This is a genomic window from Mycobacterium sp. NPDC004974 (genome assembly GCF_053600815.1).
The window spans coordinates 41,269-63,419 of sequence record NZ_JBSGAQ010000012.1; the positions used below are offsets into that span (position 1 = coordinate 41,269).

29 protein-coding genes are annotated in these 22,151 nt (G+C 67.0%); 7 read left to right on the plus strand and 22 right to left on the minus strand.

Annotation, left to right across the window (positions count from 1 at the left end):
* Positions 1 to 156: 156 nt before the first annotated feature.
* The 7 genes from ccsB to ACWEFV_RS23645 all read right to left on the minus strand — a co-directional run bounded on the left by ccsB (position 157) and on the right by ACWEFV_RS23645 (position 6,491).
* Complete coding sequence (gene ccsB, locus ACWEFV_RS23615; RefSeq protein WP_135458413.1) at positions 157 to 1,125, minus strand: c-type cytochrome biogenesis protein CcsB; 969 nt, start codon at positions 1,123 to 1,125, stop codon at positions 157 to 159.
* On the minus strand, positions 1,122 to 2,648 hold the full coding sequence (locus tag ACWEFV_RS23620; protein WP_450072081.1) for a cytochrome c biogenesis protein ResB: 1,527 nt from the start codon (positions 2,646 to 2,648) through the stop codon (positions 1,122 to 1,124). Before ACWEFV_RS23620 ends, ccsB begins: the two co-directional genes overlap by 4 nt.
* Before the next feature lie 80 nt (positions 2,649 to 2,728).
* Positions 2,729 to 3,520: a cytochrome c biogenesis CcdA family protein gene (locus ACWEFV_RS23625; RefSeq protein WP_450071970.1), complete on the minus strand. Its 792-nt coding sequence runs from the start codon at positions 3,518 to 3,520 to the stop codon at positions 2,729 to 2,731.
* The gene (locus tag ACWEFV_RS23630; protein ID WP_450071971.1) at positions 3,517 to 4,125 is read right to left on the minus strand and encodes a TlpA disulfide reductase family protein; all 609 of its coding nucleotides are present in this window, start codon (positions 4,123 to 4,125) and stop codon (positions 3,517 to 3,519) included. Before ACWEFV_RS23630 ends, ACWEFV_RS23625 begins: the two co-directional genes overlap by 4 nt.
* Positions 4,126 to 4,713, minus strand: coding sequence for a histidine phosphatase family protein (locus tag ACWEFV_RS23635; RefSeq protein WP_450072082.1), 588 nt, complete (start codon positions 4,711 to 4,713; stop codon positions 4,126 to 4,128). It lies immediately after the preceding gene.
* Positions 4,714 to 4,736: 23 nt separating this feature from the next.
* A complete protein-coding gene (hemL, locus tag ACWEFV_RS23640) occupies positions 4,737 to 6,047 on the minus strand; it encodes a glutamate-1-semialdehyde 2,1-aminomutase (RefSeq protein WP_450071972.1) in 1,311 nt (436 codons plus the stop codon).
* A 57-nt stretch (positions 6,048 to 6,104) separates the two neighbouring features.
* On the minus strand, positions 6,105 to 6,491 hold the full coding sequence (locus ACWEFV_RS23645; protein ID WP_135458424.1) for a nitroreductase/quinone reductase family protein: 387 nt from the start codon (positions 6,489 to 6,491) through the stop codon (positions 6,105 to 6,107).
* 80 nt (positions 6,492 to 6,571) lie between these two features.
* On the opposite strand from ACWEFV_RS23645, the gene ACWEFV_RS23650 reads away from it, so the two are divergent.
* Together ACWEFV_RS23650 and ACWEFV_RS23655 are read left to right on the plus strand one after the other, a co-directional pair.
* The gene (locus tag ACWEFV_RS23650; RefSeq protein ID WP_135458426.1) at positions 6,572 to 6,970 is read left to right on the plus strand and encodes a nitroreductase family deazaflavin-dependent oxidoreductase; all 399 of its coding nucleotides are present in this window, start codon (positions 6,572 to 6,574) and stop codon (positions 6,968 to 6,970) included.
* A gap of 39 nt (positions 6,971 to 7,009) precedes the next feature.
* Positions 7,010 to 7,390, plus strand: coding sequence for a nitroreductase family deazaflavin-dependent oxidoreductase (locus ACWEFV_RS23655; protein ID WP_090424844.1), 381 nt, complete (start codon positions 7,010 to 7,012; stop codon positions 7,388 to 7,390).
* Here ACWEFV_RS23655 and ACWEFV_RS23660 read toward each other — a convergent pair.
* Positions 7,377 to 7,520 carry a hypothetical protein gene (locus tag ACWEFV_RS23660; protein WP_167857986.1) on the minus strand — a complete coding sequence of 48 codons (144 nt, stop codon included), beginning with the start codon at positions 7,518 to 7,520 and terminating at the stop codon, positions 7,377 to 7,379. The genes ACWEFV_RS23655 and ACWEFV_RS23660 overlap by 14 nt on opposite strands.
* 259 nt (positions 7,521 to 7,779) lie before the next feature.
* On the opposite strand from ACWEFV_RS23660, the gene ACWEFV_RS23665 reads away from it, so the two are divergent.
* Together ACWEFV_RS23665 and mddA are read left to right on the plus strand one after the other, a co-directional pair.
* Entirely contained in the window at positions 7,780 to 8,061 is a 282-nt protein-coding gene (locus ACWEFV_RS23665; protein WP_450071973.1) for a WhiB family transcriptional regulator, read from the plus strand.
* Positions 8,062 to 8,177: 116 nt separating this feature from the next.
* Positions 8,178 to 8,948 (plus strand): methanethiol S-methyltransferase, encoded by a 771-nt coding sequence (gene mddA / locus ACWEFV_RS23670; protein WP_135458430.1) that lies wholly within the window; start codon positions 8,178 to 8,180, stop codon positions 8,946 to 8,948.
* 67 nt (positions 8,949 to 9,015) lie between these two features.
* Here the strand turns inward: mddA and ACWEFV_RS23675 are convergent, their stop codons facing one another.
* Positions 9,016 to 10,140, minus strand: coding sequence for a hypothetical protein (locus ACWEFV_RS23675; RefSeq protein WP_450071974.1), 1,125 nt, complete (start codon positions 10,138 to 10,140; stop codon positions 9,016 to 9,018).
* A 417-nt stretch (positions 10,141 to 10,557) separates the two neighbouring features.
* Here ACWEFV_RS23675 and ACWEFV_RS23680 point away from each other — a divergent pair, with 417 nt between their 5' ends.
* Positions 10,558 to 10,695 carry a hypothetical protein gene (locus ACWEFV_RS23680; protein ID WP_167857987.1) on the plus strand — a complete coding sequence of 46 codons (138 nt, stop codon included), beginning with the start codon at positions 10,558 to 10,560 and terminating at the stop codon, positions 10,693 to 10,695.
* Positions 10,696 to 10,930: 235 nt separating this feature from the next.
* Positions 10,931 to 11,563: a hypothetical protein gene (locus ACWEFV_RS23685; protein WP_450071975.1), complete on the plus strand. Its 633-nt coding sequence runs from the start codon at positions 10,931 to 10,933 to the stop codon at positions 11,561 to 11,563.
* On the opposite strand, the gene ACWEFV_RS23690 is transcribed toward ACWEFV_RS23685, so the two are convergent.
* The 4 genes from ACWEFV_RS23690 to ACWEFV_RS23705 all read right to left on the minus strand — a co-directional run bounded on the left by ACWEFV_RS23690 (position 11,547) and on the right by ACWEFV_RS23705 (position 13,787).
* Positions 11,547 to 12,029 carry a pyridoxamine 5'-phosphate oxidase family protein gene (locus ACWEFV_RS23690; protein WP_135458435.1) on the minus strand — a complete coding sequence of 161 codons (483 nt, stop codon included), beginning with the start codon at positions 12,027 to 12,029 and terminating at the stop codon, positions 11,547 to 11,549. The genes ACWEFV_RS23685 and ACWEFV_RS23690 overlap by 17 nt on opposite strands.
* A 48-nt stretch (positions 12,030 to 12,077) precedes the next feature.
* Complete coding sequence (locus ACWEFV_RS23695) at positions 12,078 to 12,269, minus strand: hypothetical protein (protein ID WP_135458437.1); 192 nt, start codon at positions 12,267 to 12,269, stop codon at positions 12,078 to 12,080.
* 62 nt (positions 12,270 to 12,331) lie between these two features.
* Positions 12,332 to 12,946, minus strand: a complete 615-nt coding sequence (locus ACWEFV_RS23700) for a TetR/AcrR family transcriptional regulator (protein ID WP_450071976.1) — start codon at positions 12,944 to 12,946, stop codon at positions 12,332 to 12,334.
* Positions 12,933 to 13,787, minus strand: a complete 855-nt coding sequence (locus ACWEFV_RS23705; RefSeq protein WP_450071977.1) for an oxygenase MpaB family protein — start codon at positions 13,785 to 13,787, stop codon at positions 12,933 to 12,935. The genes ACWEFV_RS23700 and ACWEFV_RS23705 overlap by 14 nt, the downstream gene beginning before the upstream one ends.
* A 133-nt stretch (positions 13,788 to 13,920) precedes the next feature.
* Here ACWEFV_RS23705 and ACWEFV_RS23710 point away from each other — a divergent pair, with 133 nt between their 5' ends.
* Entirely contained in the window at positions 13,921 to 14,769 is an 849-nt protein-coding gene (locus ACWEFV_RS23710; RefSeq protein ID WP_135458443.1) for an alpha/beta hydrolase, read from the plus strand.
* Positions 14,770 to 14,785: 16 nt separating this feature from the next.
* Here the strand turns inward: ACWEFV_RS23710 and ACWEFV_RS23715 are convergent, their stop codons facing one another.
* From ACWEFV_RS23715 to ACWEFV_RS23755, 9 genes are all read right to left on the minus strand, one after another.
* Positions 14,786 to 15,550 (minus strand): APH(3'') family aminoglycoside O-phosphotransferase, encoded by a 765-nt coding sequence (locus tag ACWEFV_RS23715; RefSeq protein ID WP_450071978.1) that lies wholly within the window; start codon positions 15,548 to 15,550, stop codon positions 14,786 to 14,788.
* Between the two features lie 4 nt (positions 15,551 to 15,554).
* Entirely contained in the window at positions 15,555 to 15,782 is a 228-nt protein-coding gene (locus ACWEFV_RS23720) for a hypothetical protein (RefSeq protein WP_450071979.1), read from the minus strand.
* Positions 15,779 to 16,264: a DUF3093 domain-containing protein gene (locus ACWEFV_RS23725; protein WP_135458447.1), complete on the minus strand. Its 486-nt coding sequence runs from the start codon at positions 16,262 to 16,264 to the stop codon at positions 15,779 to 15,781. Before ACWEFV_RS23725 ends, ACWEFV_RS23720 begins: the two co-directional genes overlap by 4 nt.
* The gene (locus ACWEFV_RS23730; RefSeq protein WP_135458450.1) at positions 16,254 to 16,619 is read right to left on the minus strand and encodes a hypothetical protein; all 366 of its coding nucleotides are present in this window, start codon (positions 16,617 to 16,619) and stop codon (positions 16,254 to 16,256) included. Before ACWEFV_RS23730 ends, ACWEFV_RS23725 begins: the two co-directional genes overlap by 11 nt.
* A 19-nt stretch (positions 16,620 to 16,638) precedes the next feature.
* Positions 16,639 to 17,073: a hypothetical protein gene (locus ACWEFV_RS23735; RefSeq protein WP_450071980.1), complete on the minus strand. Its 435-nt coding sequence runs from the start codon at positions 17,071 to 17,073 to the stop codon at positions 16,639 to 16,641.
* Positions 17,070 to 18,050, minus strand: a complete 981-nt coding sequence (gene hemB / locus ACWEFV_RS23740) for a porphobilinogen synthase (protein WP_135458454.1) — start codon at positions 18,048 to 18,050, stop codon at positions 17,070 to 17,072. The genes ACWEFV_RS23735 and hemB overlap by 4 nt, the downstream gene beginning before the upstream one ends.
* Before the next feature lie 90 nt (positions 18,051 to 18,140).
* Positions 18,141 to 19,832 (minus strand): bifunctional uroporphyrinogen-III C-methyltransferase/uroporphyrinogen-III synthase, encoded by a 1,692-nt coding sequence (locus ACWEFV_RS23745; RefSeq protein ID WP_135458456.1) that lies wholly within the window; start codon positions 19,830 to 19,832, stop codon positions 18,141 to 18,143.
* Entirely contained in the window at positions 19,829 to 20,785 is a 957-nt protein-coding gene (gene hemC / locus ACWEFV_RS23750) for a hydroxymethylbilane synthase (protein WP_135458458.1), read from the minus strand. Before hemC ends, ACWEFV_RS23745 begins: the two co-directional genes overlap by 4 nt.
* Before the next feature lie 3 nt (positions 20,786 to 20,788).
* Entirely contained in the window at positions 20,789 to 22,147 is a 1,359-nt protein-coding gene (locus tag ACWEFV_RS23755) for a glutamyl-tRNA reductase (RefSeq protein ID WP_135458461.1), read from the minus strand.
* Positions 22,148 to 22,151: the final 4 nt, after the last annotated feature.

Consider the following 22,151-nt stretch of genomic DNA (forward strand, 5'->3'; position numbering starts at 1 on the left):
ACGGTTCGCTGTTGTCCTGCGGGGCAGGCTCCTGCGTTTCGGACGGCTCAGACACTGGTTCGGACACGAAATCCCCTCTTTTCCAAACACTCCCGACCGGACCGCAGCCGCGCCACAACCTCAGGGCGCACGGTCATCTCACCAATCTGGCGGTGTCTAGCCAACCCCCGCGTACGAATGCAGGCCAACGGTCACCAGGTTGATGAAGAACAGGTTGAACACCATCGCGACGAAGCCCACGACGTTGATCCAGGCCGCCTTGCGGTCCCGCCAACCCGCGGTCGAACGCGCATGCAGGTACGCCGCGTACACCACCCACGCGATGAACGACACCGTCTCCTTGGGGTCCCAGCCCCAGTACCGGCCCCAGGCCTCCTCGGCCCAGATGGCGCCGAAGATCACGCCGAAGCCGAAGATCGGGAACGCGAAGATCGTGGTGCGGTAGGCAATCCGGTCCAGGGTCTGCGCGTCGGGTACGCGCTGCATGATCCGCCCGAACGCATTGTCGCGGTCGGCCAGCGGCGACATTTTGAGCAGGAACAGGATGCTGGCCACACCGGCCACCAGGAACACCCCGGAGCCGAGACTGACCACCGACACGTGGATGGGCAGCCAGTAGGACTGCAGCGCGGGCATCACAGGCGCGGCGTTGGAGTACAGCCAGCGCCCGGACACCGTCAACAGGATCAGCACCGGAACCAGCACGAACACCCACAGCGCGCGGTACTGCGGCTTGCGCAACACGACCGCGCCCGCGATCAGGCCGCAGAAGCTGGTCAGGTTGATGAACTCGTACATGTTGCCCCAGGGCACCCGCGAGGTGGCCAGGCCGCGCAACACGATGCAGATGAACAGCATGCCGATGCCGACGTAGGTCAGCGCCAGGCCGGTCTGGCCGACCCGCTCGTCGAATGGGCGCCGGGGTTCCTCGGCGACGACGCCGGGGGTGACGCTGTCGGCGCCGACGGTGGCGCCGACCAGCTCACGATTTTCGACCCGACGGCCGCGGCTGTAGGCGAGTTCGACGGCGAGCAGGATCAGCGCGCCGACCAGAACCACCACCGACGACGTGAACGCCCAGTCGGAGTACCTGGCCAGTCCGATGTCGATGTGCTCGGTATTCACTGCTCCGCCTTCTCTTCTACCGCCGGCACGTCGTCGTACCCCTCCAACAGCCGCGCGGTCAGCTTCTCGAACTCATCGCCCCAACCGGAGTTGTCGGTACGGGCCAGCCCGCCCAGCTCGACGTTCACCGTACCCGCAGTAGCGGGCTGGATCCGAACCCAGATCCGGCGCCGGCGCACCACCAACGACACCAGCAACCCGGCCATCATCGACATCGCGAACACCAGCACCCAGACCTGGGCCGGGTCGTGCGAGACCTGCAGGTTGACGAACGGGACCGCGCCGTCGAACCGGACCTTGGTGCCGTCATCGAGCCGGGTGTCCTGGCCTTTCACCAGGTTGACCCGGGCCACCTTGTTCAGCTGCTTGCGCTCGATCAACCGGGGATCGAGCGAGAACAACGATTGCGGCCGGCCGGTGTCCAGGCCGGTGTCACCCCGGTAGATGTCGATGGCCACCGCCGGGTCGTTCAGCGCCGGGAAACTCGATGACAACAGCGTGCCCTCAAGTTCCTTCGTGGGCGCGAACAGGCCCTGGATCGCGATCTGGTGCTTGCGACGCTCGTCGGGATCCGGATAGGTACCCGCCGGCGGATCGATGCGCACGACCCCGGAGGACAGCAACGTCATCTGTTCCTCGGGCCGCCACTGGATGGTCTGGCTGCGTTGCTGACCGTCGGGGAAGGTCACCGTGAACGACGGCGCGTACCCGTGCCCCTGCAGGTAGATCCGGTTTCCACCGATCCGCAGCGGGTGGTTCACCTCGAGGCGGTAGGGCTGCCAGGTGTCGCTGACCAGGTGGTCTCCGGCCTGATAGTCGATGTTGGCGGCGAACGACAACGCCTGCCCGGTGGGCAGATAGTGCGCGTCGAAGCCGTTTACCCGCAGGCAGATCGGATCGAGGGAGGTGCCGTCGACGGTGTTGCCGGCCCGGAAGGAGTCGAAGGCGGCCGGTGAGGCGGTGCAGAACCCGGGGCCGCCGTCGGCGATGACAATGACGTTGCCCTCGTAGCCGAACAGCTTGCCCATCGCCACCGCGGCGAGCAGCCCGAGCAGTGAGAAGTGGAAGACGATGTTGCCGAACTCGCGCAGGTAGCCCTTCTCCGCCGAAATTTCGGTGCCGGCGTCGGTCTCGCGGGTGACGGTGCGCCAGCCCTTGAGCCGTCGGGTCACGGTGTCGGTGACCTCGGCAGGCTCGGCGTTGACGTGCTCGATGTGGTGTTTGGGCAGCCGACCCAGGTTGCGCGGCGCGGGCACCGGCATCGCGCGCAGACTGCGGAAATGCTCGATCATCCGGGGGGTCAGGCAACCCACCAGGGAGATGAACAGCAACACGTAGATGGCGGTGAACCAGAAGCTGGAGAACACGTCGAAGGCCTGCAGCCGGTCGAGCCACGGTCCCAGCGTGGGATGGGCGGCCAGGTACTCGTCGACCTTGGATTCGTTGAGGCTGCGCTGCGGTAGCAGCGCGCCGGGGATCGCGCCGAGCGCCAGCAGGAACAGCAGCACCAGCGCGGTGCCCATCGACGTCAGGGTCCGCCACGTGTTCCGAATCAACGCGAACAATCGGGAGAACACTCCAGGGCGCCGGGTTTCGGCGTCGGTCATATCGGCAGCCTCACATCACTGACGAAGGCGTCACGCACCCACGACACGAACTCATTCCACAGACCTGTCACGAGTGCGGTGCCCACCAGGATCAGCAGGACCCCGCCGAAGATCTGGATGGTCCGGGTGTGCCGGCGCAACCAGCCCAGGCCGGTCACCGCTCGCGCCGAACCCAGGGCCAGCAGTACGAACGGGATGCCCAGACCGAAGCAGTAGGCCAGCACCAGCACCACTCCGCGGGCCACGGTGGCGCCGTCGGTGGCCGAGGCCACCGCGATCACCCCGGTCAGCGTCGGACCGAGGCACGGGGTCCAGCCCAGCGCGAACACCGCGCCCAGCAGCGGGGCGCCGGCCATCGTGGACCACTGCCGCGGCGCGAACCGGGCCTGACGTTGCAGCGCCGGGATGAAGCCGACGAACACCAGGCCCATCACGATCGTCACCACACCGCCGATGCGTTGCAGCAGAACCTGATTGACGATCAGCGTGGTGGTCATCCCGAGCACCGCCACCGCGCCGAGCAGGAACACCACGGTGAAACCCGCGACGAACAGCCCGGCCGCGCCGGCCACCCGCAGCCGCGCAGCCCTGGTGGCCTGCTTCGTCACCCCGGCCCCGGTGGCCGCCGGGTCCTCCTGGACCCCGACCACCGCGGCCAGATAGGACAGGTAGCCGGGCACCAGCGGCACCACACACGGTGAAGCGAACGACACCAGCCCGGCCAGCACGCTGATCCCCAGCGCCAGCAGCACCGGTCCGGCCGCGGCGATCTCGGCGAACCCGGTCATTTCTGCGGTCCCGGTTCGGCCGCCAACCGCTCCACGAGCGGCTGCAGATCCTCGGCCAGCAGCTCGCGCAGGAATACCGCGGCCACCCGGTGCTGACGGTCCAGCACCACGGTCGACGGGATCACCGTCGTCGGGTACTTACCGCCGAACGCGATCATCGTGCGCATCGCCGGGTCGTAGATGGACGGGAAGGTGACCTTGCGGTCGGTGACGAAATCGACTGCGGCATCGCGGTTGTTGTCCCGTACGTCGATGCCGAGGAAAGCCACGCCCTTGTCGCGAGTCTGCTCGTACACCTTTTGCAACTGACCGATCTCGGCCCGGCACGGCCCACACCACTGGCCCCACACGTTGATCACCACGACCTTGCCGGCGAAATCCTCCAGCGAGATGGTCTTGGTCGGGTCGGTGAGTTCGGGCCCGCTCAGTTCGCCTGGGGTGCCGCGCTTTTCAGGTGGATCGTAGAAGATGTCGGTCTTGCCGCCGGGGGCGACGAACTCGAAGGTGCCACCCTGGGCCACCGCGTCGTCACCCGTCGAACATGCGGTGAGCAGCACCAGCCCTGCCAGCACCGCCGCACTCACCCGGGCGACCAACGACCTCATTCAGATTCCCCAGGGCTCCGTGTAGCCCCATCGGATCAGCTCGTCGTCGTCGAACGTGAACGACGTGATCGAGGACAGATTGCACAGCCGGCTGTGCGGCAACGGCAGGTGGGCGAGCTTGCGTCCGGTCATCGCCCGGCGCAGCGTCTCGACCGGAAGCTGGTGGCTGACGCACACCGCCTCGTGCCCGGCCGCCTTCTCCCGGGCCCGGTGCATGGCCGCCATCATCCGGGGCGCGATCTCGTCGTAGGGCTCACCCCACGACGGTTTCATCGGATTACGCAGCCGGAGCCAGTTCCTCGGGTCGCGCAGGGCACCGTCGCCGGGGGCCACCCGCTCCCCCTCGAACGTGTTCCACGACTCGATCAGCTCGCCGTCCGTGGCGATCGGCAGCCTGTGACTCTCAGCGATCGGCGTGGCCGTCTCCTGCGCCCGCTCCAGCGGTGAGGCCACCACGTAGACGATGTCCCGGCCGGCCAGCCAATCGGCGGCGGCCTGCGCCTGGGCCCGCCCGCGGTCGGACAGGTGGTAGCCGGGCAGCCGGCCGTAGAGCACCTTCTCCGGATTGAACACCTCGCCGTGACGCATCACGTGCACCGTGGTTCTGGTCGTCACGGGCGGGCCTCCGCGGCGGCGCGGGCCGCACCGGGCAGCGCGTCGGCGATGCGAGAGAACGCCTCGTCATCCAAAGCCGCTGAGACGAACCAGGTTTCGAACGCACTGCAGGGCGGGTACACCCCGGACTCCAACAGCGCATGGAAGAACGGCGGGAACCGCCAGGTCTCGGTGGCCTTGGCCGCGGCGAAGTCGTCGACCTGCTCGTCGGTGAAGAACACGCTGAGCATGTTGCCCGCGCGCTGCACGCGGTGGACCACCCCGGCGTCGGTGAGAGCACCGGTCAGCAGGCCGGCCAACCGGTCGGCGTTGGCATCCAACCGGGCGTAGGCGGCGTCGTCGGCGTTGCGCAGCGTGGCCAGCCCGGCGGCCATCGCCACCGGGTTACCGGACAGGGTCCCGGCCTGGTAGACCGGCCCGAGCGGGGCGAGCCGCCCCATCACCTCGGCACTGCCGCCGAACGCCGCGGCCGGCAGGCCACCGCTCATCACCTTTCCGAAGGTGAACAGGTCGGCGTCGACGGGGTCGAGTCCGTACCAGCCGGCCCGGCTCACCCGGAATCCCGTCATCACCTCGTCGAGGATCAGCAGGGCACCGTGAGCCGCGGTGATCCGGCGCAACGCCGCGTTGAACCCGGGCAGCGGAGCCACCGTGCCCATGTTGCCGGGGCTGGCTTCACTGATGACACAAGCGATCTCGTCACCGAACCGGCCGAAGATCTCTTCCACCGCGGCGACGTTGTTGTACGGCAGCACGATGGTGTCGGCCGCCGCCGCGCCGGTGACACCGGGCGAGGACGGCAGACCCAGGGTCGCGACGCCCGAACCGGCGTCGGCCAGCAACGCATCACTGTGGCCGTGGTAGCAGCCGGAGAACTTGATGATCTTGGCGCGTCCGGTGTACCCGCGGGCCAGCCGGATGGCGCTCATCGTGGCCTCGGTGCCGGAGTTGACCAGACGCAGCCGCTCGACGGGGGCGACCCGGTCGATGATCTCGGCGGCGAGCTCGGTCTCCGACGGAGTCGGGGCGCCGAAGCTCAGCCCGTTGACCACCGCCTTCTGCACGGCCTCCACCACCGCCGGGTGAGCGTGACCCAGCAGCATCGGGCCCCACGAACAGACCAGGTCGACGTACCGGTTGTCATCGGCATCGGTCAGCCAGTAGCCCTTGGCCGAGGTGATGAACCTGGGGGTGCCGCCGACCGAGCTGAAGGCACGCACCGGGGAGTTCACTCCACCGGGGATGACGGCGCAGGCATCGGCGAACAGCTGGGCCGATCGCTGGGTCTGTGGATTGTCCACACGCATGGCCACCAGTGTCCCAGCCGGTGCAAATGCGTCAACTACAGGGTGTAGTGGGCGCGGTCACCCGGCCGGCGTCAGCGCGAACACCGGATGATCGGCGTCGTCGGGCAGGTCACGGAAGTAGCCCTCCACCACCTTGCCGGCCAGCGGGCGGTAGGCCGCGATGATCGGCGCCCGCTGATCCACCGAAACCTCCGCCGCCAGGTAGCTGGACTTGCCCAGCGTTACGCGCGGGTTGGCTCGGATATTGCGCACCCATTCCGATTCACCACGGGTCGAGACCAGATACTTGACGCCGTCGACCTCGGGAACCACAACGGGAATCTGCTGCGGCTGTTTGCTGACCCGGGTGGTCACGGTCAGGGTCTCGCTGTGTCCCACGCCGGTCGCCATCGCGATCCGGTTGAACACCTTCCGGACAAACCAAGGGGGCTTGAGGTAGGCCATGGCTCCAGTCTCGGCACATATCGCCCGGCGCGCCAGAGGTGGACATGCTCATGAACAACGAGGCCCGGCAAGATGACACGATGGTCCGATTCTCAGAACGCCGCGCTCGGTTCAATCGACGCGTCACCAACCGGATCTTCCGCCCCGTGTCGGGTTACCTACCGATCTGGTCGATCGTCGAGCACACCGGGCGACGCAGCGGTACCACCTATCGCACGCCGGTGACCGCATTCAGCACCGCCGATGGGGTGGCCGTGCTACTGCCCTATGGGCGACAACGGGATTGGGTGAAAAACCTGCAACGCGCGGGCGGTGGCCGGGTGAAGTTCGAAGGGCGGACCTTCGCCGTCGATCAACCGCGAATCGTGCCCACTGCCGAGGCGCTGCCACGGCTGAAGGCGCCGTGGCGCCAACTGATGGCGCGCGCAGGCGTCGAGCACACGCTGTTGCTCAGGCGTTCGGACAAAATCCGACCGTAGTAGGTTGTGACCGCCGTCACGACTGCGATTGAATCGGGCATGCAACTTCCGCAATCGCTGGCCAGGTTCAACCGCCATGTGACCAACCCCATCCAGCGCCTGTGGGCAGGCTGGGCGCCGACGTTCGGGATCCTCGAGCACGTCGGCCGGAAATCCGGCAAGACCTACCGGACCCCTTTGAGCGTCTTCAGTACCGACGACGGCGTGGCCATCATGCTGACCTACGGTCCGGATCGGGACTGGCTGAAGAACATCACCTCAGCGGGTCACGCACGGATCCGGCGCCACGGTAAGACCATCGAGGTCAGCGGGCCGCGGGTGGTATCCAAGGCCGAAGCCGCCGAGCATGTGACCGGTGCGATGCGTCGCCCGTTCGCGCGTCTGCCCTTCGAACAGGCCGTGCTGCTCAAAAAGGTGTAGTGGTCACCCGCGGAACCGGAGACGCCTGCGAATCCAGTCGACGGTTCTGACAGATCACCACGCGGCGTAGGCCGAGCATCGTCGCGACGGGCACCGCCATCAACGCGATGATCTGGAACATCTCGCTCATCGCGGATTGCGCCTTGCCCGCCCGGGTGGAATCGGGGCAACGGCGGGGGCGGGCAACTCAGTCGGTGTCTTGTCTCGCATACCTGCCGGTCTACCCGGGCCCCGGGGCACCCGTCATCGATCTCAACGGTTTCTTGATGGCCGACGCTCGAATCCTTACAGGACCTGAAGATCATGCGCGCCAACAGCCCGTGCAGAATCTCGTTGCACCCGTAAAGAAGTCGTGAACAACCCGAGAAGCGAGCACCGAAGCCGCTGGGATGGTGTCCATGGCACATGACGACGCGGACGGATGGCACTGGCAACTGCACGCGAGGTGTCGAGGCATGGACGCTTCGGTTTTCTTCTCCCCCGAGGGTGAACGCGGGCGCGCTCGATTGAATCGTGAGCAACGGGCCAAAGCGCTGTGCCGGGATTGTCCGGTACTGGCGCAATGCCGCACACACGCGCTGGCCATCGGCGAACCGTTCGGGGTGTGGGGCGGATTGTCAGAGGCGGACCGACACGGCCTGCTGGATCCGAAACGGTCCGGAACCGGCTGATTCAGCAAACCCACAAACCCCTGTTCACCTGGGGATTCAAGGTCTACCGTAGATAAGTCACTGCTGCGATCTGCGGCAGGGCGCGGCATCTGTCCCATCGGTGGCAGGAGGTCACCATGAAGCGCCTACTCATCATCGGTTACGGGGTCGCAAGCTATCTGGCGTTCCTCGCGGCCTTCCTCTACGCGATCGCGTTCGTCGGCAATTTCGTGGTGCCGCGCACGGTCGATGCCGGTATCGCCGCACCGACCAGTGAGGCCGTGCTCGTCAACCTGCTACTGCTCGCGGTGTTCGCCATTCAGCACAGCGTGATGGCCCGGCCCTGGTTCAAAGACCGGTGGACGCGGATCGTCCCGCAAGTCATCGAGCGCAGCACCTACGTACTGTTGGCCAGCCTGGCGCTGTTCCTGCTGTACTGGCAGTGGCGCACCATGCCCGCGGTCGTGTGGAACGTGGAATCCACTGCGGGACGGGTGATTCTGTGGGCGCTGTTCTGGGCCGGCTGGGCAACCGTGTTTGCCTCGACGTTCATGATCAACCACTTCGACCTGTTCGGGCTCCGCCAGGTGTGGCTGAACTGGCGCGGCCGACCCTATGACGAACTGGGGTTCCGCACGGTGATGTTCTACCGGGTGATCCGGCACCCGATCATGGCCGGATTCATCGTGGCCTTCTGGGCCACCCCGACGATGACGGCGGGGCATCTGCTGTTCGCGGCCGTCAGCACCGCCTACATCCTGGTCGCGATCCAGCTCGAGGAGCACGACATGGTGGTCAAGATGGGCGATCAGTACCGCGACTACCGGCACCGGGTGGCGATGCTGACTCCAGGACTGCACCTCGGTCACGACCATCCCGCCCCGAGGGCCAGGCACCGCCCGGCGTAACCGCCGGGAGCTCGCGACCAGCCGGGTGTGGTGAGCGACGTCCGCCCAAACCACACCCGGCATGCGACTACTCCTGGCCGCCGTCTGCGTCGCCCGAGGACTCGTTCCCTCCGGAAGCCTTGGCAGGTTTGTTCAGACCCGACTTCACCTTCTTCACAAAGGATTTCACTGACGTCGCCGCCGGAGATTCGGGCTTGCCCTCCGCCGGTGCACCTGCGCTGTCCGTATCCGTGTCACCGAGGCTCGCCACGGTCTGCCCGGGCCGAACCTTGTTGCCCTTGCCGAAGATCGAGCGCAGCGCGGGACGGGCATGCGTGGTCGAATCCGAGGTGTTGACCGTTGCCGCCACCCGGGCAGCGGGTGCGACGTCCTGATCGTCACCTGTACCGGTGGCAGGACCGGCTTCAGCCCTACGCTCCAGTGCGAGATTCGGTGTCACGGGCTGGGTTTGGAGGGCGGTCTTGATCGCCTGCCGGGTGTCGTGACCAACCGCCGCAGTGGCGTTGGCCAGATCGATCGTGCGCATGGCGACGTCTTTCACCCCGTGCTGGAACGCGTTGATGGTGGCGCCCGGGTCAAGCGTGGCCGCCGCTTTCAGCACCTCACCTATCGAATAGACCGCCTGGTCGATGAGCGGCTTCACATAGCCGATCCCGAGGTAGATCGGTATCGAGATCGCACTCTCCACCAGCACGGGGACCAAGGCCTGGGCGACGGCCAGCGGGCGTTGCAGCAGGTACTCCACCGACGGGACCGACCGAATCACATACTGGATGACCGGCGTTCCGACTGCATTGAGGATCTCGATGGGTGCCTGCCCGGGGTTACCGTGCACGATCGCGTCGGCCGCCGCTGAGAGACCGGCGGGTAGCCCGGTAACGACGTCCACGGCGGTCTTGATGCCGTCGACCACAATCGCTCCCGTCGTGTTGACGGTGGCGAGCTGGTTCATCAGGAGCTGATTGAGAATCGGGGCCGGGTCACTGAGTTCAGCGGCGATGAGTCCGGCGATGACTTCCTGCGAGAACTCGAGGACCGGGGCGAACACCTCGACCGGATTCTCCACCGCGGCCACGAGTTCGACACTGCCCGAATGGATCTGCGGTGGCGGGTTGACGGGTGCCGTGGCGATGACACCGGCTCCGACAAGCGCGATTCCGGCAGTGAGATAGGGCCGAACACCTGCGTGCATGTAATCCCCTTCGTCCGAGTTGACATTCCGGACGGGGCCCGACGCACCGCACGCAGCCAACGACGAGGAAACGTACTCGACGGGTTGTAACGTGTTGCAGTTTTTGCCGAGGTGGAGCGGAGGCCGTTTGCACCCGCAACATTTAGCAACGTGAATCAATCGCCACTATCTGCACTTTCGACAATATAGCTACTTACGGTAGCGTAAAGAATTCTCACAGCTACTCGCTAGTAGCATTCGCCCATTTCGTCCTGGACACCCGGCGAGCAACACGCCCAACCCACCGCCGACCACAGGCCCGCCAGACTCCGCCGGACGGAGCGCCGTACGCGTCAACGCCGAAAAACGCCGACTGGCTTTTATTTTTTTCTGATGTATGGTCGGGCTCAGTGATTGTTTGCGAGTAAAGGAGCAACGATGGCTGATAAATCCCACAGTCGCGCGCCCAAGAAACCGGCGGCAATGTCCATCAAGGAACGGCGGGCAGCGAAGCGAGACAAGGCCGCCGAGGCCGGGGAGACCATTCCCAAGAGGAAGCGGCCGGACCGCGCATAGCCTTTGAGCTGCGGCTTCTTACGATTTTTCGGCATCCACGCACCGACTGAACGCACCACACACCGGGTCGGCAGAAATTGATTCGCATCGAATTATCGCCTTTTCATTGAACATCGAAATCCGCGCGTTAATCGCTCGTCCAATTTATTGATCAGCGTGGATCAATTTGCGAAATAATGGTCGGCCGAAGCATGACAATTTCCGGCCAATATGGAGAATGGCGGGTGGAATTGCTGTGGCGGATCGAGAAGCCGCCGGCCCGCAGGTACTGGTGCTCGGTTGGCTGACCGACCTGTCCGGGTCGATTGCCGCGGCCCTGGGGCGCGACGACATCGTGACCAAACATGCGCATCCGCCGTGTACCCGGGTGCCGATCCGGACACGCTGGCGCGCAACCGATTCGGCAGCGCTGCCATTGAGTGCAGCTGAGATCGAGTCGATCGAATCGGTGATCGCCATTTTCGACGGGCATTTCATGCATTCCCGGTTCGGCGGGCGCCAGAACTGCGCTTCGCGCAGGCGGTTGCGCGCGTGCGCGAGCGAAGCGTGTGAGATGGCGACCACCGCCGCACTCACCGTGGGCGCGCGACGGGCCCTGTTGATCGGCGACGCACGCCGGCTGCCTCCGAGCCGGCGTGCGTCCGCCACCCGTTGGACCCGCAATCTGGCGCACCGGGTCGGTTACGAATGCGCGGTCAACGGACTGCCCGGCCACTCGGCCTCATATGCGGCGATCGACACCGACGACGATGTCCCCGATGTCGCCGATGCCGTTGTGTCATGGCATACCGGTCACAGCACCGAGCAGCCGCGGCGATCGCCGCTGCACCCGGTAGTGGGCAATTCAGGCTTCACGCCCGCCAGGTGAGCACCTCACCGGACCCCGCTGTCATGACCGTGCCCGGCATCACCCGCAACCGGTACGGGGTCAGCCGCAAGGCCGCGAACTGATCCGACGTCGGCCCGTCGCTCCACTGCGGGATGACGTACGGGTCGTACCCCACCGGCGCGGGGCCATTGGCGAAGCGGTCCCACACCTGTGTGCAGGTCTCGTCGTCGGTGTACCACTCCACCAGGCAATCGGCGGCGCAGGTGTCGTGATTGGTGGTCCAGTAACTCACCGAGACGTGCGGGTGCACCGCCAGATGCGCCCGCTTCACCGGACTGGGAACGGTGGCGACCCAGCCGAACAGGTCGGTTCCGTCCCATTCCCAGATCGGGTGCAGGATGCGGCTTCGGGGTTGACCGTCGGCGTCGACGGTGGCCACCGAAGCCCACACGATCTCGTGGGCCATCGTCACGAAGGCAGGGGCAATCCGGTCCAGCGGGGTCACGTCAGCCACATTAGGCAAGGGACCCCCCTCACCGGCGCAGGTTCGCGGTTACTGCTCGCGGTCCGCCTCACCGTAGATGGGGTTGCCGTCGTCGTCGAGCCAGTCGTTGACGGCGGTGCCGGATACCGTGCCATGACTGCCTGGCAGCGTGACGGTCGGGCGCTCGTCGTCATAGGAGTTCAGGACGCGTTCGGCTTCTCTGTGGTGCTTGGCCGTGACGGGCGGCTTCTCGGTGCTCATACCTATGGCTGCCCGAAAGCGTGAGCTGCCAAACACTTCGGCACGCCGGGCGCCGGATCGGGTCAGGCCGAGACTGTGCGAAGCGAGGCCGGCAGGCTGGGCAGGAAATGCCGGGTGGCGAAGGCCCGGAGATCCTCGGGGGTGTCGAGAGGTTCGACGCTGGGCAGCAGGAGCACCATCCCCGCGTAACGCAGGATGGTGTCGGCCAGGTCGTTGACCGTCTGCTCCCCTATCCGTTCGGCGAAGCCGGCCGGGAAGATCACCTTGAGCGCCGCGGCCATCCGCTCGATCGCCGCGCCGTAGTGGGTGTGCAGCATCTCCATCACCAAGGCCGGTTCATCGGCGATCATCTGGTTTAGCACATGGTGACGACGGAACTTCAGGATCGACAGCGTGAACGCCTCGACGTAGTAATTCGATTGCGGTCCAGCATTTTTCAACTCGTTGGCGATATCGGAGAACAACGCGACGTTCTCCCGTTCGATCACCGCCGCGACCAGCTCGTCGCGGTTGGCGAACCTGCGGTAGATCGTGGTGCGGCTGACCCCGGCCCGGCGCGCGACGTCGTCGAGCGCGACCCGGCGTAGACCGTGCCGCTCGAACTCGACGAGCGCCGCGTCCAGGATCCCAGTCACCGAATCAGCCACCGCCGCGGGCGACGAATCAGGCCTGGGCATAGCCCTTTTGCGCAAATTTGTTGTAGCGCACGCTCATCGGTAGATGGTCCCACACCCAGTTCACCGGGCGGGACCGCCAGAACGCCGCGAACCGCTGGTAGTTGCGTTCCTGACGGTCACTCCACGGCAGGTTCAGCAGGTCACGGGCACGTGGCGGCATACCGCCGGTCGTAATGAACGCGGCTACCGGATTGAACACCGGCGCGGCCAGCTTCCAGGCCAGCGGCGACACCGCCTTGGGCCGCGGGAATCCCTTGGTGACGTACCCGATGCCGTACTGCGCAGTCTTGTGGGCGACGACGATCTCGTTCATCATCCGGTCCCAGTACTGCCCGAACTCAGCGTAGGTGGCCGGCATCGCGCGGTCGCTGACGCCGTAGCGGCGGTACCAGGTCTTGGACTCCAGGTAGATCTGTTCCTTCTCGGCGTCGCTGAGCCGCTTGACGAAGGTATCGGCGAAATACAGCACCTGCTCGACGAAGGTGGCGTGCGCCCAGAAGTACGTCTCGGGGTCCAGGGCGTGATAGCGCGCGCCGTCAGGCATCTCACCCTTGATGTCGCGGTGGTAGTCGCGCACCTGCTGTCCACGGTTGTCATCATCGGTGCCGTAGACGGTCATGTAGATCGGAGGCAACGACCGCTTGACGCGGGCGGCGGTGTCGGAGAAGAACACCGAATGGTCCAGCACCCCCTGGCCGAGCTCGGCCAGCATGTTCTGCAGGACGGCGGGCCGCGGCCCGATCAGGTACATCCGGTTGTCGCCGAAGTACTTCCAGACCAGCGATTGCGGCCCCAGGGACAGGGCGTCGGTCTGCTGAGGCTGCTCGGCCAATTCGGTCATGGACACAGTGTTACAGATTTCGCACTTTGTACCAACAGGTCTGTGACCGGGGTCACCGACGAGGTGGGAGGCGTTATCGCGCTGTTGCCGGACCGTGGCCCGCGCTGAGACCCATAGTTGGAATGATGCGCAGGTGACCTCGCTGACCCGCCGCGACGCGCTGCGCCTAGGCGTCACCGGTGCCGGTGCCGCGGGACTGATGACACTGGGCAGCCTGCTCGGTCCGGCTACGCCCCGAGCGTCTCCGAGCCCCAACCAAACGGCCTCCGCGGGCGCCCCGTTGCCGACCCGCGATTCGGGGTCGTTCACCTCCGCGGCCCGCGGCGGTGTCGAAACCAACTGGATCATCGCCCGTCCGCCGGGCCAGCACGGCCCATTGCGTCCGGTGATCGCCCTGCACGGGATGGACAACGATGCCGCCGGCGTGATGAACCTGGGCATCCCGGAAGCGCTGGCCCAGCTGACCGCGGCAGGCCGACCGCCGTTCGCCGTGGTCAGTGTGGACGGCGGCAACTCGTTCTGGCGCCGTCGAGCCTCTGGTGGGGACTCCGGGGCGATGGTGCTCAACGAACTGATCCCGATGCTAGCCACCAAGGGCATCGACACCTCGCGAGTGGCCTTCATGGGCTGGTCGATGGGCGGCTACGGCGCCATGCTGTTGGGTGCCAGACTGGGCGCGGCGCGCACCGCGGCGGTCTGCGCAATCAGCCCGGCGCTGTACCTGACGTACTGGGGCGCGCCGCCCGACGCCTTCGACAGCCTCGAAGACTGGCAGCAGAACTCAGCGCTGAGGCTGCTGCCGGCGCTGGGGTCGATCCCGCTACGCATCGACTGCGGCACCGGGGACGGGTTTTACGCCGCGACCCGAATGTTCGTCAACCAACTGCCCAAGACCCCAGCCGTCGGCTTCTACCCCGGCGGCCACGATCAGGACTTCTGGCGCGCGCACTTGTCCGACGAGCTGGCCTGGCTCGATTCCTGAACCGCGCCTTGGGCTCTCACCCCCAGGTCAACGGATCCAGCGCGAGGTAGAACCGCAGCCGGTCCTCATCTATCGCCGCCGGATAGCCCGCGGCCAGACCTGCCGCGGCGTCCTCGGCGAATCCGGGAAAGGTGTCGGCGGTGTTCGCCGACAGCAACGCCAGATCAGCGTGGCGGTCGGCGAGACCCAGGCGACCGAGGTCGACGAATCCCTCGACGGTGAGCCGGTCCGGGTCGATCAGGATGTTGGGCAGACACAGGTCGCCGTGGCACACCACGAGATCGGCGGCCTCCTGGCGGCGACGCAGGTCGGCCTCGCGTTCGACGCGCATGAGCAACTCGGCGGCCGGAACGTCCCGGTCCTCGTCGCGCAGAAACTCGGGGTTGACCGCGCCCGCGGCGACGACGGAGCGGGCCCGCGACAGCATGTCGTCGAGGTCGCGCCGATACGGACAATCGTCGACGGCGATGCCGTGCAAGGAGCGGACTGCCTCCACCACGGCGGGCCACACCGACCGAAGCTCCGCTTCCGTGAGCCCATCGGCCCCGACGCCGGCGACGGCACTGGTGACCAGGCAGGCACCGCCGTCCTCGGTGGCGCCCCAGTCGATCACCGCCGGTGCCGGCACGCCGTGATCGTGCGCCCACGACACCCGGTCCCGCTCGGCTGCCAGATCGGTCACCGCCGCTGGGCCGACCATCTTCGCGAATCTGGAACCGTCCGCACTACGGAACACACCGGCACCGGATTCACCGCGCGAAACGGGATGCCAGCCGGTCACGGGATCAGCGGCGCAACCGGGCGACGCCCAGCACGGTCAGCACGCCCGCCAGACCCGCGAGCACCAGTGCCAGCACCAGCAGTGGTGCCGAATAGCTGACCGCGGTGGTGGCCGGCTCACCGTCGAGCACGGGCGCCACCTCGATCGTCGTTGCCGCAGCGATCCAGCTCAACACACAGCCCACCGCCGCAACGGCGGCCACGATGAACTCCAGCACGGCCCGGCGCTTCACGAAGTGCGCTCCTCGACCAGCGGCGTCAGCGCTTCCCGCAGCTTCCGGTGCTTGCGCGCCCAGGCCTGGGCGGTACGGGCGCCGGTGAGCTTGAGCCCGATGCCGGTGCGGCCCCGTGGCATCCCGGACAGTTCCCCGAGGGCACGGGCCGACTGCCATTTCGGGGCCTCCGAGCCCGAGGCTTCGGGGTAGATCAGCACGATCTCGTCGATCTTGAGGATCTCGGCGCCCTGTCGCAGGGCGTCGGCGGTCAACTCGACCGAGGTGTGGATGCGCGCGGCCTTGATCTGGATGGCCACGAACCCCGACACCAGCACCAGGAACAGGATCGGAATCCACAGGTCGTAGCCGTATCCGCCGGTCATCTGCAGAATCGCCATGCCGATACCGGCGAACGGCCCCAACAGGAGCCAGGCCCAGCTGGCGCCCTGCTCGTAGAACAGCACCTCGGAGGCAACTTTGCTCACCGGTTCACTCTCCATCGTCACCCCTCCGCAATGGCAGCACGCTCAGCCCGGTACCCACGATGAGCGGGAGCAGCGAGACCAGCACGAGAATGTTGAGGCCGGTCAACAGCACCAGGACCACGATAGCCAGCGACAATGCGATCGCCGCGCGGCGGTAGCGCGGATCATCGGAGCGGCTGCGGCCCGCCAGAAAAGCCATCCCGAGCCCGGCGAGCGCGACGAGCGCTCCGATCCCGCGGTACAACATCGCGTTACCGCCAGGTGGGCTTGCCGAGACTGCGAGCATCCCGCCGGCGATCAACAGCACCGCGCCGACGAGCCAGCAACTGAACACGATGGTCGCGCGGCGCGACGCTGGTAATGAGGACATTGTCGGGAAGCGTAGCCAATCAGTGGGTGAAGAAACTGTCGGCGTCCTTGCGGTGCAGCAGGTACAGCCCACCCGCGATCAGCACCGATCCGACGATCGCGGTCACGGCGTAGCCCACCGCGGCCGCATCTTGGCGTTCGCCGGTCAGCAGGCTGCTGATCGCGTGCAGGACCGAGACGATCCCGCCGCTGGTCAGCAGGGTGCGGGCCCAGCGATATCCCTGGCGCATCAACAGCAGGAATGTCACCACGATCGAGGACAGCACGACCAGGAACATCACCGAGAAGACGATGGTCATCGACCGCTGCACACCACTGCCGGATCCGGTGAGCGCGTCGATCAGATACCCCACCACCATGAGCACCAGGGCGGCGGTCCACAACCAGAACCCGGTGTCGACGTCCTCGGGACGGCCGGTCGGGCCCTGCTGCTGCTCGGTCACCTGTTCCGTCACGCAAGCCAGCCGGCCACATCGGCCGCCCAATAGGTCAGCACGATGTCGGCGCCGGCCCGCCGGATCCCGATCAGCGACTCCAGTGCCGCCGCCTCCAGATCGATCCAGCCATTGGCGGCGGCCGCACAGATCATCGAGTACTCGCCCGAAATCTGATATGCCGCAACGGGTACCGGCGAGATATCGGCAGCGGCGCGCACCACGTCCAGGTAGCTCATCGCGGGCTTGACCATCACCATGTCGGCGCCCTCGTCGATGTCGAGCTCGACCTCGTGCACGGCTTCCCGGATGTTGCCCGCATCCTGTTGGTAGGTACGACGATCCCCGACCAGACTGGACGACACCGCTTCGCGGAACGGGCCGTAGAACGCCGAGGCGAACTTGGCCGCGTAGGCCAGGATGGCGACGTCGGTGTGGCCGGCCGCATCCAGCCCGTCACGGATGGCGGCCACCTGGCCGTCCATCATGCCGCTGGGGCCGAGCACATGTGCACCCGATTCCGCTTGTGCCACGGCAAGTTCCACGTAGCGCAGGTTGGTTGCGTCGTTGTCTACCCGGCCCGCGGCATCCAGCACGCCGCAGTGCCCGTGGTCGGTGAACTCATCGAGGCAGGTGTCGGCCATCAGCACCGTGGCGTCGCCGAGGTCCTTGGCCAGATCACGCAGCGCCACGTTGAGGATGCCTTCGGGGTCGATGCCCACGGCTCCGGTCGGATCCTTGTCCTCGTCGCGGGGCACGCCGAACAGCATCAGCCCGCCCACACCCGCGGCCACCGCGTCAGCGGCCGCCTGGCGTAACGAATCCCTGGTGTGTTGCACCACGCCCGGCATCGAGGAGATCGGGCGCGGTGCGTCAATACCGTCGGCGACGAACATCGGCAGCACCAGATGGCGCGGCTCCAAAGAGGTTTGGGCCACGAGCCGACGCATCGCCGGCGTGGACCGCAGCCGACGTGGACGATGCCTCGGGTAAACCATGGCAAGCTCCTTCTGCGCTTCTCCGCGAAACTGTATTCCAGAAGGAAGAGTTCGAGAGCGGCCCTGCTGGAATACCGTTTCGGCGGGTGTTTACCTGCGGCGGCTCTTCTTGCGCGGCGGGGGCAGCGCCCCCTCTGCCCGCAGACGGGCAGCATGCTCGGCGAGCGCATCGACCAGCGGTCCCACCGCGGCCGACTCGGGCTGCACATCCACCCGCAGGCCGAATTCTGCTGCGGTTTCAGCGGTCTTGGGTCCGATGCAGGCCACGATGGTCCGGGCATGCGGCTTGCCGGCGATACCGACCAGGTTGCGCACCGTCGAGCTCGAGGTGAAGCAGACCGCGTCGAAACCGCCGGTCTTGATCATCTCGCGGGTCTGCGCCGGCGGCGGAGCCGCACGCACGGTGCGGTAGGCGGTGACGTCCTCGATCTCCCAGCCGCGTTCGCGCAGGCCCTCGGCCAGCGTCTCGGTGGCGATGTCGGCACGCGGCAGCAGCACGCGGTTCACCGGATCGAAAACCTCGTCGAACGGCGGGAACTCATCGAGCAGGCCGAGCGAGGACTGCTCCCCCGACGGCACCAGCTCGGGGTTGATGCCGAACGCCCGCACCTTGTCGGCGGTGGCCTGTCCGACGCACGCGATCTTCACACCCGAGAACGCCCGTGCGTCCAGGCCGAATTCGTTGAACTTCTCCCAGACCGCGCGCACGGCGTTGGTCGAGGTGAACACCACCCACTGGAACCGACCGTCGACCAGACCCTTGACCGCGCGCTCCATCTGCGCGGGGCTGCGCGGGGGCTCGACGGCGATGGTCGGGACCTCGATCGGCAGGGCGCCGTGGCCCACGAGCCGGTCGCTCATCTCGCCGGCCTGATCCTTGGTGCGCGGCACCAGCACGGTCCAGCCGTACAGGGCGCGGCTCTCCCACCAGTTCAGCTTGGCCCGGTTGGCCACGGTCTTGCCGATGGTGACGACCAGCGGCCCCACCAGAGGTCCGACCAGCTCGCTTCCGGCCGGCTTCTCCAGCGTGGCCTTGTCGAGCAGCCCACCGAGCGTGGTCTCCACCGACCGCTGCTGACAGGTGGTGCCGCTCGCGGTCACCACCGCCGGGGTGCTGTCGACCAGCCCCTGCTCGATCAGGGTGCGTGCGGCATCCGGCAGGTGCGACGCGGTCGCGTGCAGGATCAGCGGCCCGGGAGCGGCGGCCAACGCCGCCCAGTCCACGTCGCCGCGGACATCGGCCACGGTGTGCGACGAACCGAGCGGCAGGCCCGCGTAGGTGGGCACCGCACTGGTGGCGGGCAACCCGGGGACGATCTCGAAGTTCACATGGGACTTGGCCAGTGCACCGATCTCGGTGATGACGGCGTCGACTGACAGCGGGTCACCCGCGACCAGGCGCACCACGTCGTAGCCGTGGCGAGCCTCGGCGACCAGCGTCTTGGCCACCTCGGCGGGGTCGCCGAGCGCCGGACGGACCTCGGGTCCACCCGCGATGACCGCGGCCTGTGCAGCGTCGGATGTTCCGGCGGCATCGGCGTCGGCCGTGTCACCGGCGGCAGCGTCGGCCTTGGCCGGCGCAGCCGGGGCCGGGCCGGACGCCGGCGGCAGCTCGGTGCCGATCAGCGCCAACACGGCTTCGGGTACGTCAGGATCGGTGAACACCAACTCGGCGTGCGCCAGCACGGTTTGTGCCCGTGCCGTCAGCAGCCCCGGATCTCCCGGGCCTGAGCCCACAAATGTGATGCGGCCGGGCTTCGCCTTGCGACCTCGCATGGTCATTCTTCACTCCCGCGCTCTACCAACAGCTCGCGTGCACCCAGCTCGAAAAGCTCCGCGGCCACCGAGACACCCAAGTCGGCGGCCCGATCGGGAGTTCCGATACCGGACGCACGAATCACGTCGGATCCGTCCAGCGTCGCTACGCAGCCGCGCAACGACAGCTCCTCGAAGACATTGCCGTCCTCATCGATCGACTCGACCACTTCTGCGATCGCGCCAACCGGTGCGGAACAGCCCGCCTCCAGTTCGGCGAGCAGGATCCGTTCGGCGGTGACCGCGGCGCGCGTATCGGCGTCGTCCAACTCCGACAGCACCGAAATCAGCTCGGTGTCGCCGGAGCGGCACTCCACCGCGAGCGCACCTTGAGCCGGCGCTGGCAACATCTGCACCGGCTCGAGCGACTCGGTGACTACATCGAGTCGTCCGATACGGGCAAGACCCGCGCGGGCGACCACGATGGCGTCGAGATCACCGCTCGTAACCCTGTTCAACCTGGTATCTAGGTTGCCTCGTAGGGGGCGGATTTCCAAACCGAGACCCAGTGCTCTAAGCTGCGCGGCCCGTCGCGCACTCGATGTGCCGATCACGGACCCCGCCGGCAACTCGCCGAGCACCAATCCGTCACGCGCCACCAGCGCGTCACGGGGGTCCTCACGGCGCGGCACGGCGGCGATCACGAACCGATCGTCACGTGCGGTGGGCAAATCTTTGTAGGAGTGCACGGCCATGTCCACCCGGCCGTCGTGGATCGCCTCCCGGAGCGCCGCGGTGAAGACCCCGACACCGATGTCGGCGATGGGGCCCTGGTTGCGGTCGCCCTCGGTGGAGATGATCACCAGCTCGCAGGCATGCCCGGCCGCCCGCATAGCGTCCCTGATGGTGCCGGCCTGCGTGGTCGCCAGCAGGCTACCCCGGGTGCCGATCCGGATTACCGTATCGCGCGTTTTTACCAAAACCTACTCAGACTTATCGAGATCTGTTGTCATGAAGGGCAATTCGCTGGCCGCCACAGCTTCGACGGCCTGCGGATCGAGTTCGAACAGCTCACGCAGGGCTTCTGCGTAGCTGTCCCCGCCAGGCGCGCTGGCGAGTTGTTTCACCCGCACCGTGGGTGCGTGCAAAAGCTTGTCGACGACGCGGCGGACCGTCTTGGCCACCTCGTCGCGGTGCGTCGCGTCCAGCCCGGGCAGCCGGTTGTCCAGGCGCAACAACTCGGCCTCGACCACGTCCGCGGCGCGCTGCCGCAGCGCGGTGACGGTCGGGGTGACCTCGGCCATCCGCTGGCCGGCCAGGTAGTTGGCAACCTCGGTGGCGACGATCGTGCGGGCCGCGTCGGCATCGGTGGCCGCCGCACGCGCCGACGGTTCCCGCTGGATCCGGTCCATGTCGACCACCCAGACACCGGGCAGCCCGGCTACCGCCGGGTCCACGTCACGCGGCATGCCGAGATCGCAGATCACCAACTGCCGGTCGCCGCCGGCGGCAGCATTTCGCTGCGCCAGGGCGTGGTGCACGTCGGCCAGCGACACCACCGGACGTACCGCCCCGGTGCTGCTGACCACGACATCGGCGTCGGCCAGAGCCTCCGACAGATCGTCCAGAGAAAAGGCCTGCGCCTGCACACCCTGCTCGGTGAGGTTGGCGGCGAGGCGCTCAGCGCGCGGCAGCGAGCGGTTCACCACGTGGACCCGCTCGATTCCGGCCCGCACCAGGTGCGCGCCGGCCAGCGCGCCCATCGAGCCCGCGCCGATCACGGCTGCGGTGCGCCCGGCGAGCCCGCCGGTGAGTTTGGTCTCGGCCATGCCGAGGGCGACCGACACCACGGATGCGCCCGCGGCGTCGATCCCGGTCTCGGAGTGCACCCGCTTGCCGACATTGAGGGCGCGTTGGGCCAGTTCATGGAGGGTGCGCCCGACGGTCTGGTGCTCTTCGGCCGACGAATAGGCGCGACGCACCTGCCCCAGCACCTGGGCTTCACCGATGACGGCCGAATCCAGGCCGCTGGTCACCGCGAACAGATGCTCGACGGCGGCCTCGGCGTAGCGCACATAGGCGTATTTGGTGAGATCGTTGAGCGACATGCCGGAGTGGTCGGACAGCACCTGCCCGATGATCGACAGGCCACCGTGGAAGGCCTCGACCACGGCATAGATCTCGACGCGGTTGCAGGTGGACAGGACCATGGCCTCGGTGACCAACGAGGATCGAAGGACCTCGTCGATGATCTTGGCCTGATCCGACTCGTCAGTGCTCAACTGCTCGAGAACAGACACCGGCGCGCTGCGGTGCGAAACCCCGAATAGCAGCACACTCACGGCT

Coding starts and splice junctions, on each gene's coding strand:
- ACWEFV_RS23620 (WP_450072081.1), bottom strand. CDS start 2,648: ATGGGCACCGCGCTGGTGCTGCTGTTCCTGCTGGCGCTCGGCGCGATC.
- ACWEFV_RS23625 (WP_450071970.1), bottom strand. CDS start 3,520: ATGACCGGGTTCGCCGAGATCGCCGCGGCCGGACCGGTGCTGCTGGCG.
- ACWEFV_RS23630 (WP_450071971.1), bottom strand. CDS start 4,125: ATGAGGTCGTTGGTCGCCCGGGTGAGTGCGGCGGTGCTGGCAGGGCTG.
- ACWEFV_RS23635 (WP_450072082.1), bottom strand. CDS start 4,713: ATGCGTCACGGCGAGGTGTTCAATCCGGAGAAGGTGCTCTACGGCCGG.
- hemL (WP_450071972.1), bottom strand. CDS start 6,047: ATGCGTGTGGACAATCCACAGACCCAGCGATCGGCCCAGCTGTTCGCC.
- ACWEFV_RS23645 (WP_135458424.1), bottom strand. CDS start 6,491: ATGGCCTACCTCAAGCCCCCTTGGTTTGTCCGGAAGGTGTTCAACCGG.
- ACWEFV_RS23650 (WP_135458426.1), top strand. CDS start 6,572: ATGGTCCGATTCTCAGAACGCCGCGCTCGGTTCAATCGACGCGTCACC.
- ACWEFV_RS23655 (WP_090424844.1), top strand. CDS start 7,010: ATGCAACTTCCGCAATCGCTGGCCAGGTTCAACCGCCATGTGACCAAC.
- ACWEFV_RS23660 (WP_167857986.1), bottom strand. CDS start 7,520: ATGAGCGAGATGTTCCAGATCATCGCGTTGATGGCGGTGCCCGTCGCG.
- ACWEFV_RS23665 (WP_450071973.1), top strand. CDS start 7,780: ATGGTGTCCATGGCACATGACGACGCGGACGGATGGCACTGGCAACTG.
- mddA (WP_135458430.1), top strand. CDS start 8,178: ATGAAGCGCCTACTCATCATCGGTTACGGGGTCGCAAGCTATCTGGCG.
- ACWEFV_RS23675 (WP_450071974.1), bottom strand. CDS start 10,140: ATGCACGCAGGTGTTCGGCCCTATCTCACTGCCGGAATCGCGCTTGTC.
- ACWEFV_RS23680 (WP_167857987.1), top strand. CDS start 10,558: ATGGCTGATAAATCCCACAGTCGCGCGCCCAAGAAACCGGCGGCAATG.
- ACWEFV_RS23695 (WP_135458437.1), bottom strand. CDS start 12,269: ATGAGCACCGAGAAGCCGCCCGTCACGGCCAAGCACCACAGAGAAGCC.
- ACWEFV_RS23700 (WP_450071976.1), bottom strand. CDS start 12,946: ATGCCCAGGCCTGATTCGTCGCCCGCGGCGGTGGCTGATTCGGTGACT.
- ACWEFV_RS23705 (WP_450071977.1), bottom strand. CDS start 13,787: ATGACCGAATTGGCCGAGCAGCCTCAGCAGACCGACGCCCTGTCCCTG.
- ACWEFV_RS23725 (WP_135458447.1), bottom strand. CDS start 16,264: ATGGAGAGTGAACCGGTGAGCAAAGTTGCCTCCGAGGTGCTGTTCTAC.
- ACWEFV_RS23730 (WP_135458450.1), bottom strand. CDS start 16,619: ATGTCCTCATTACCAGCGTCGCGCCGCGCGACCATCGTGTTCAGTTGC.
- hemB (WP_135458454.1), bottom strand. CDS start 18,050: ATGGTTTACCCGAGGCATCGTCCACGTCGGCTGCGGTCCACGCCGGCG.
- ACWEFV_RS23745 (WP_135458456.1), bottom strand. CDS start 19,832: ATGACCATGCGAGGTCGCAAGGCGAAGCCCGGCCGCATCACATTTGTG.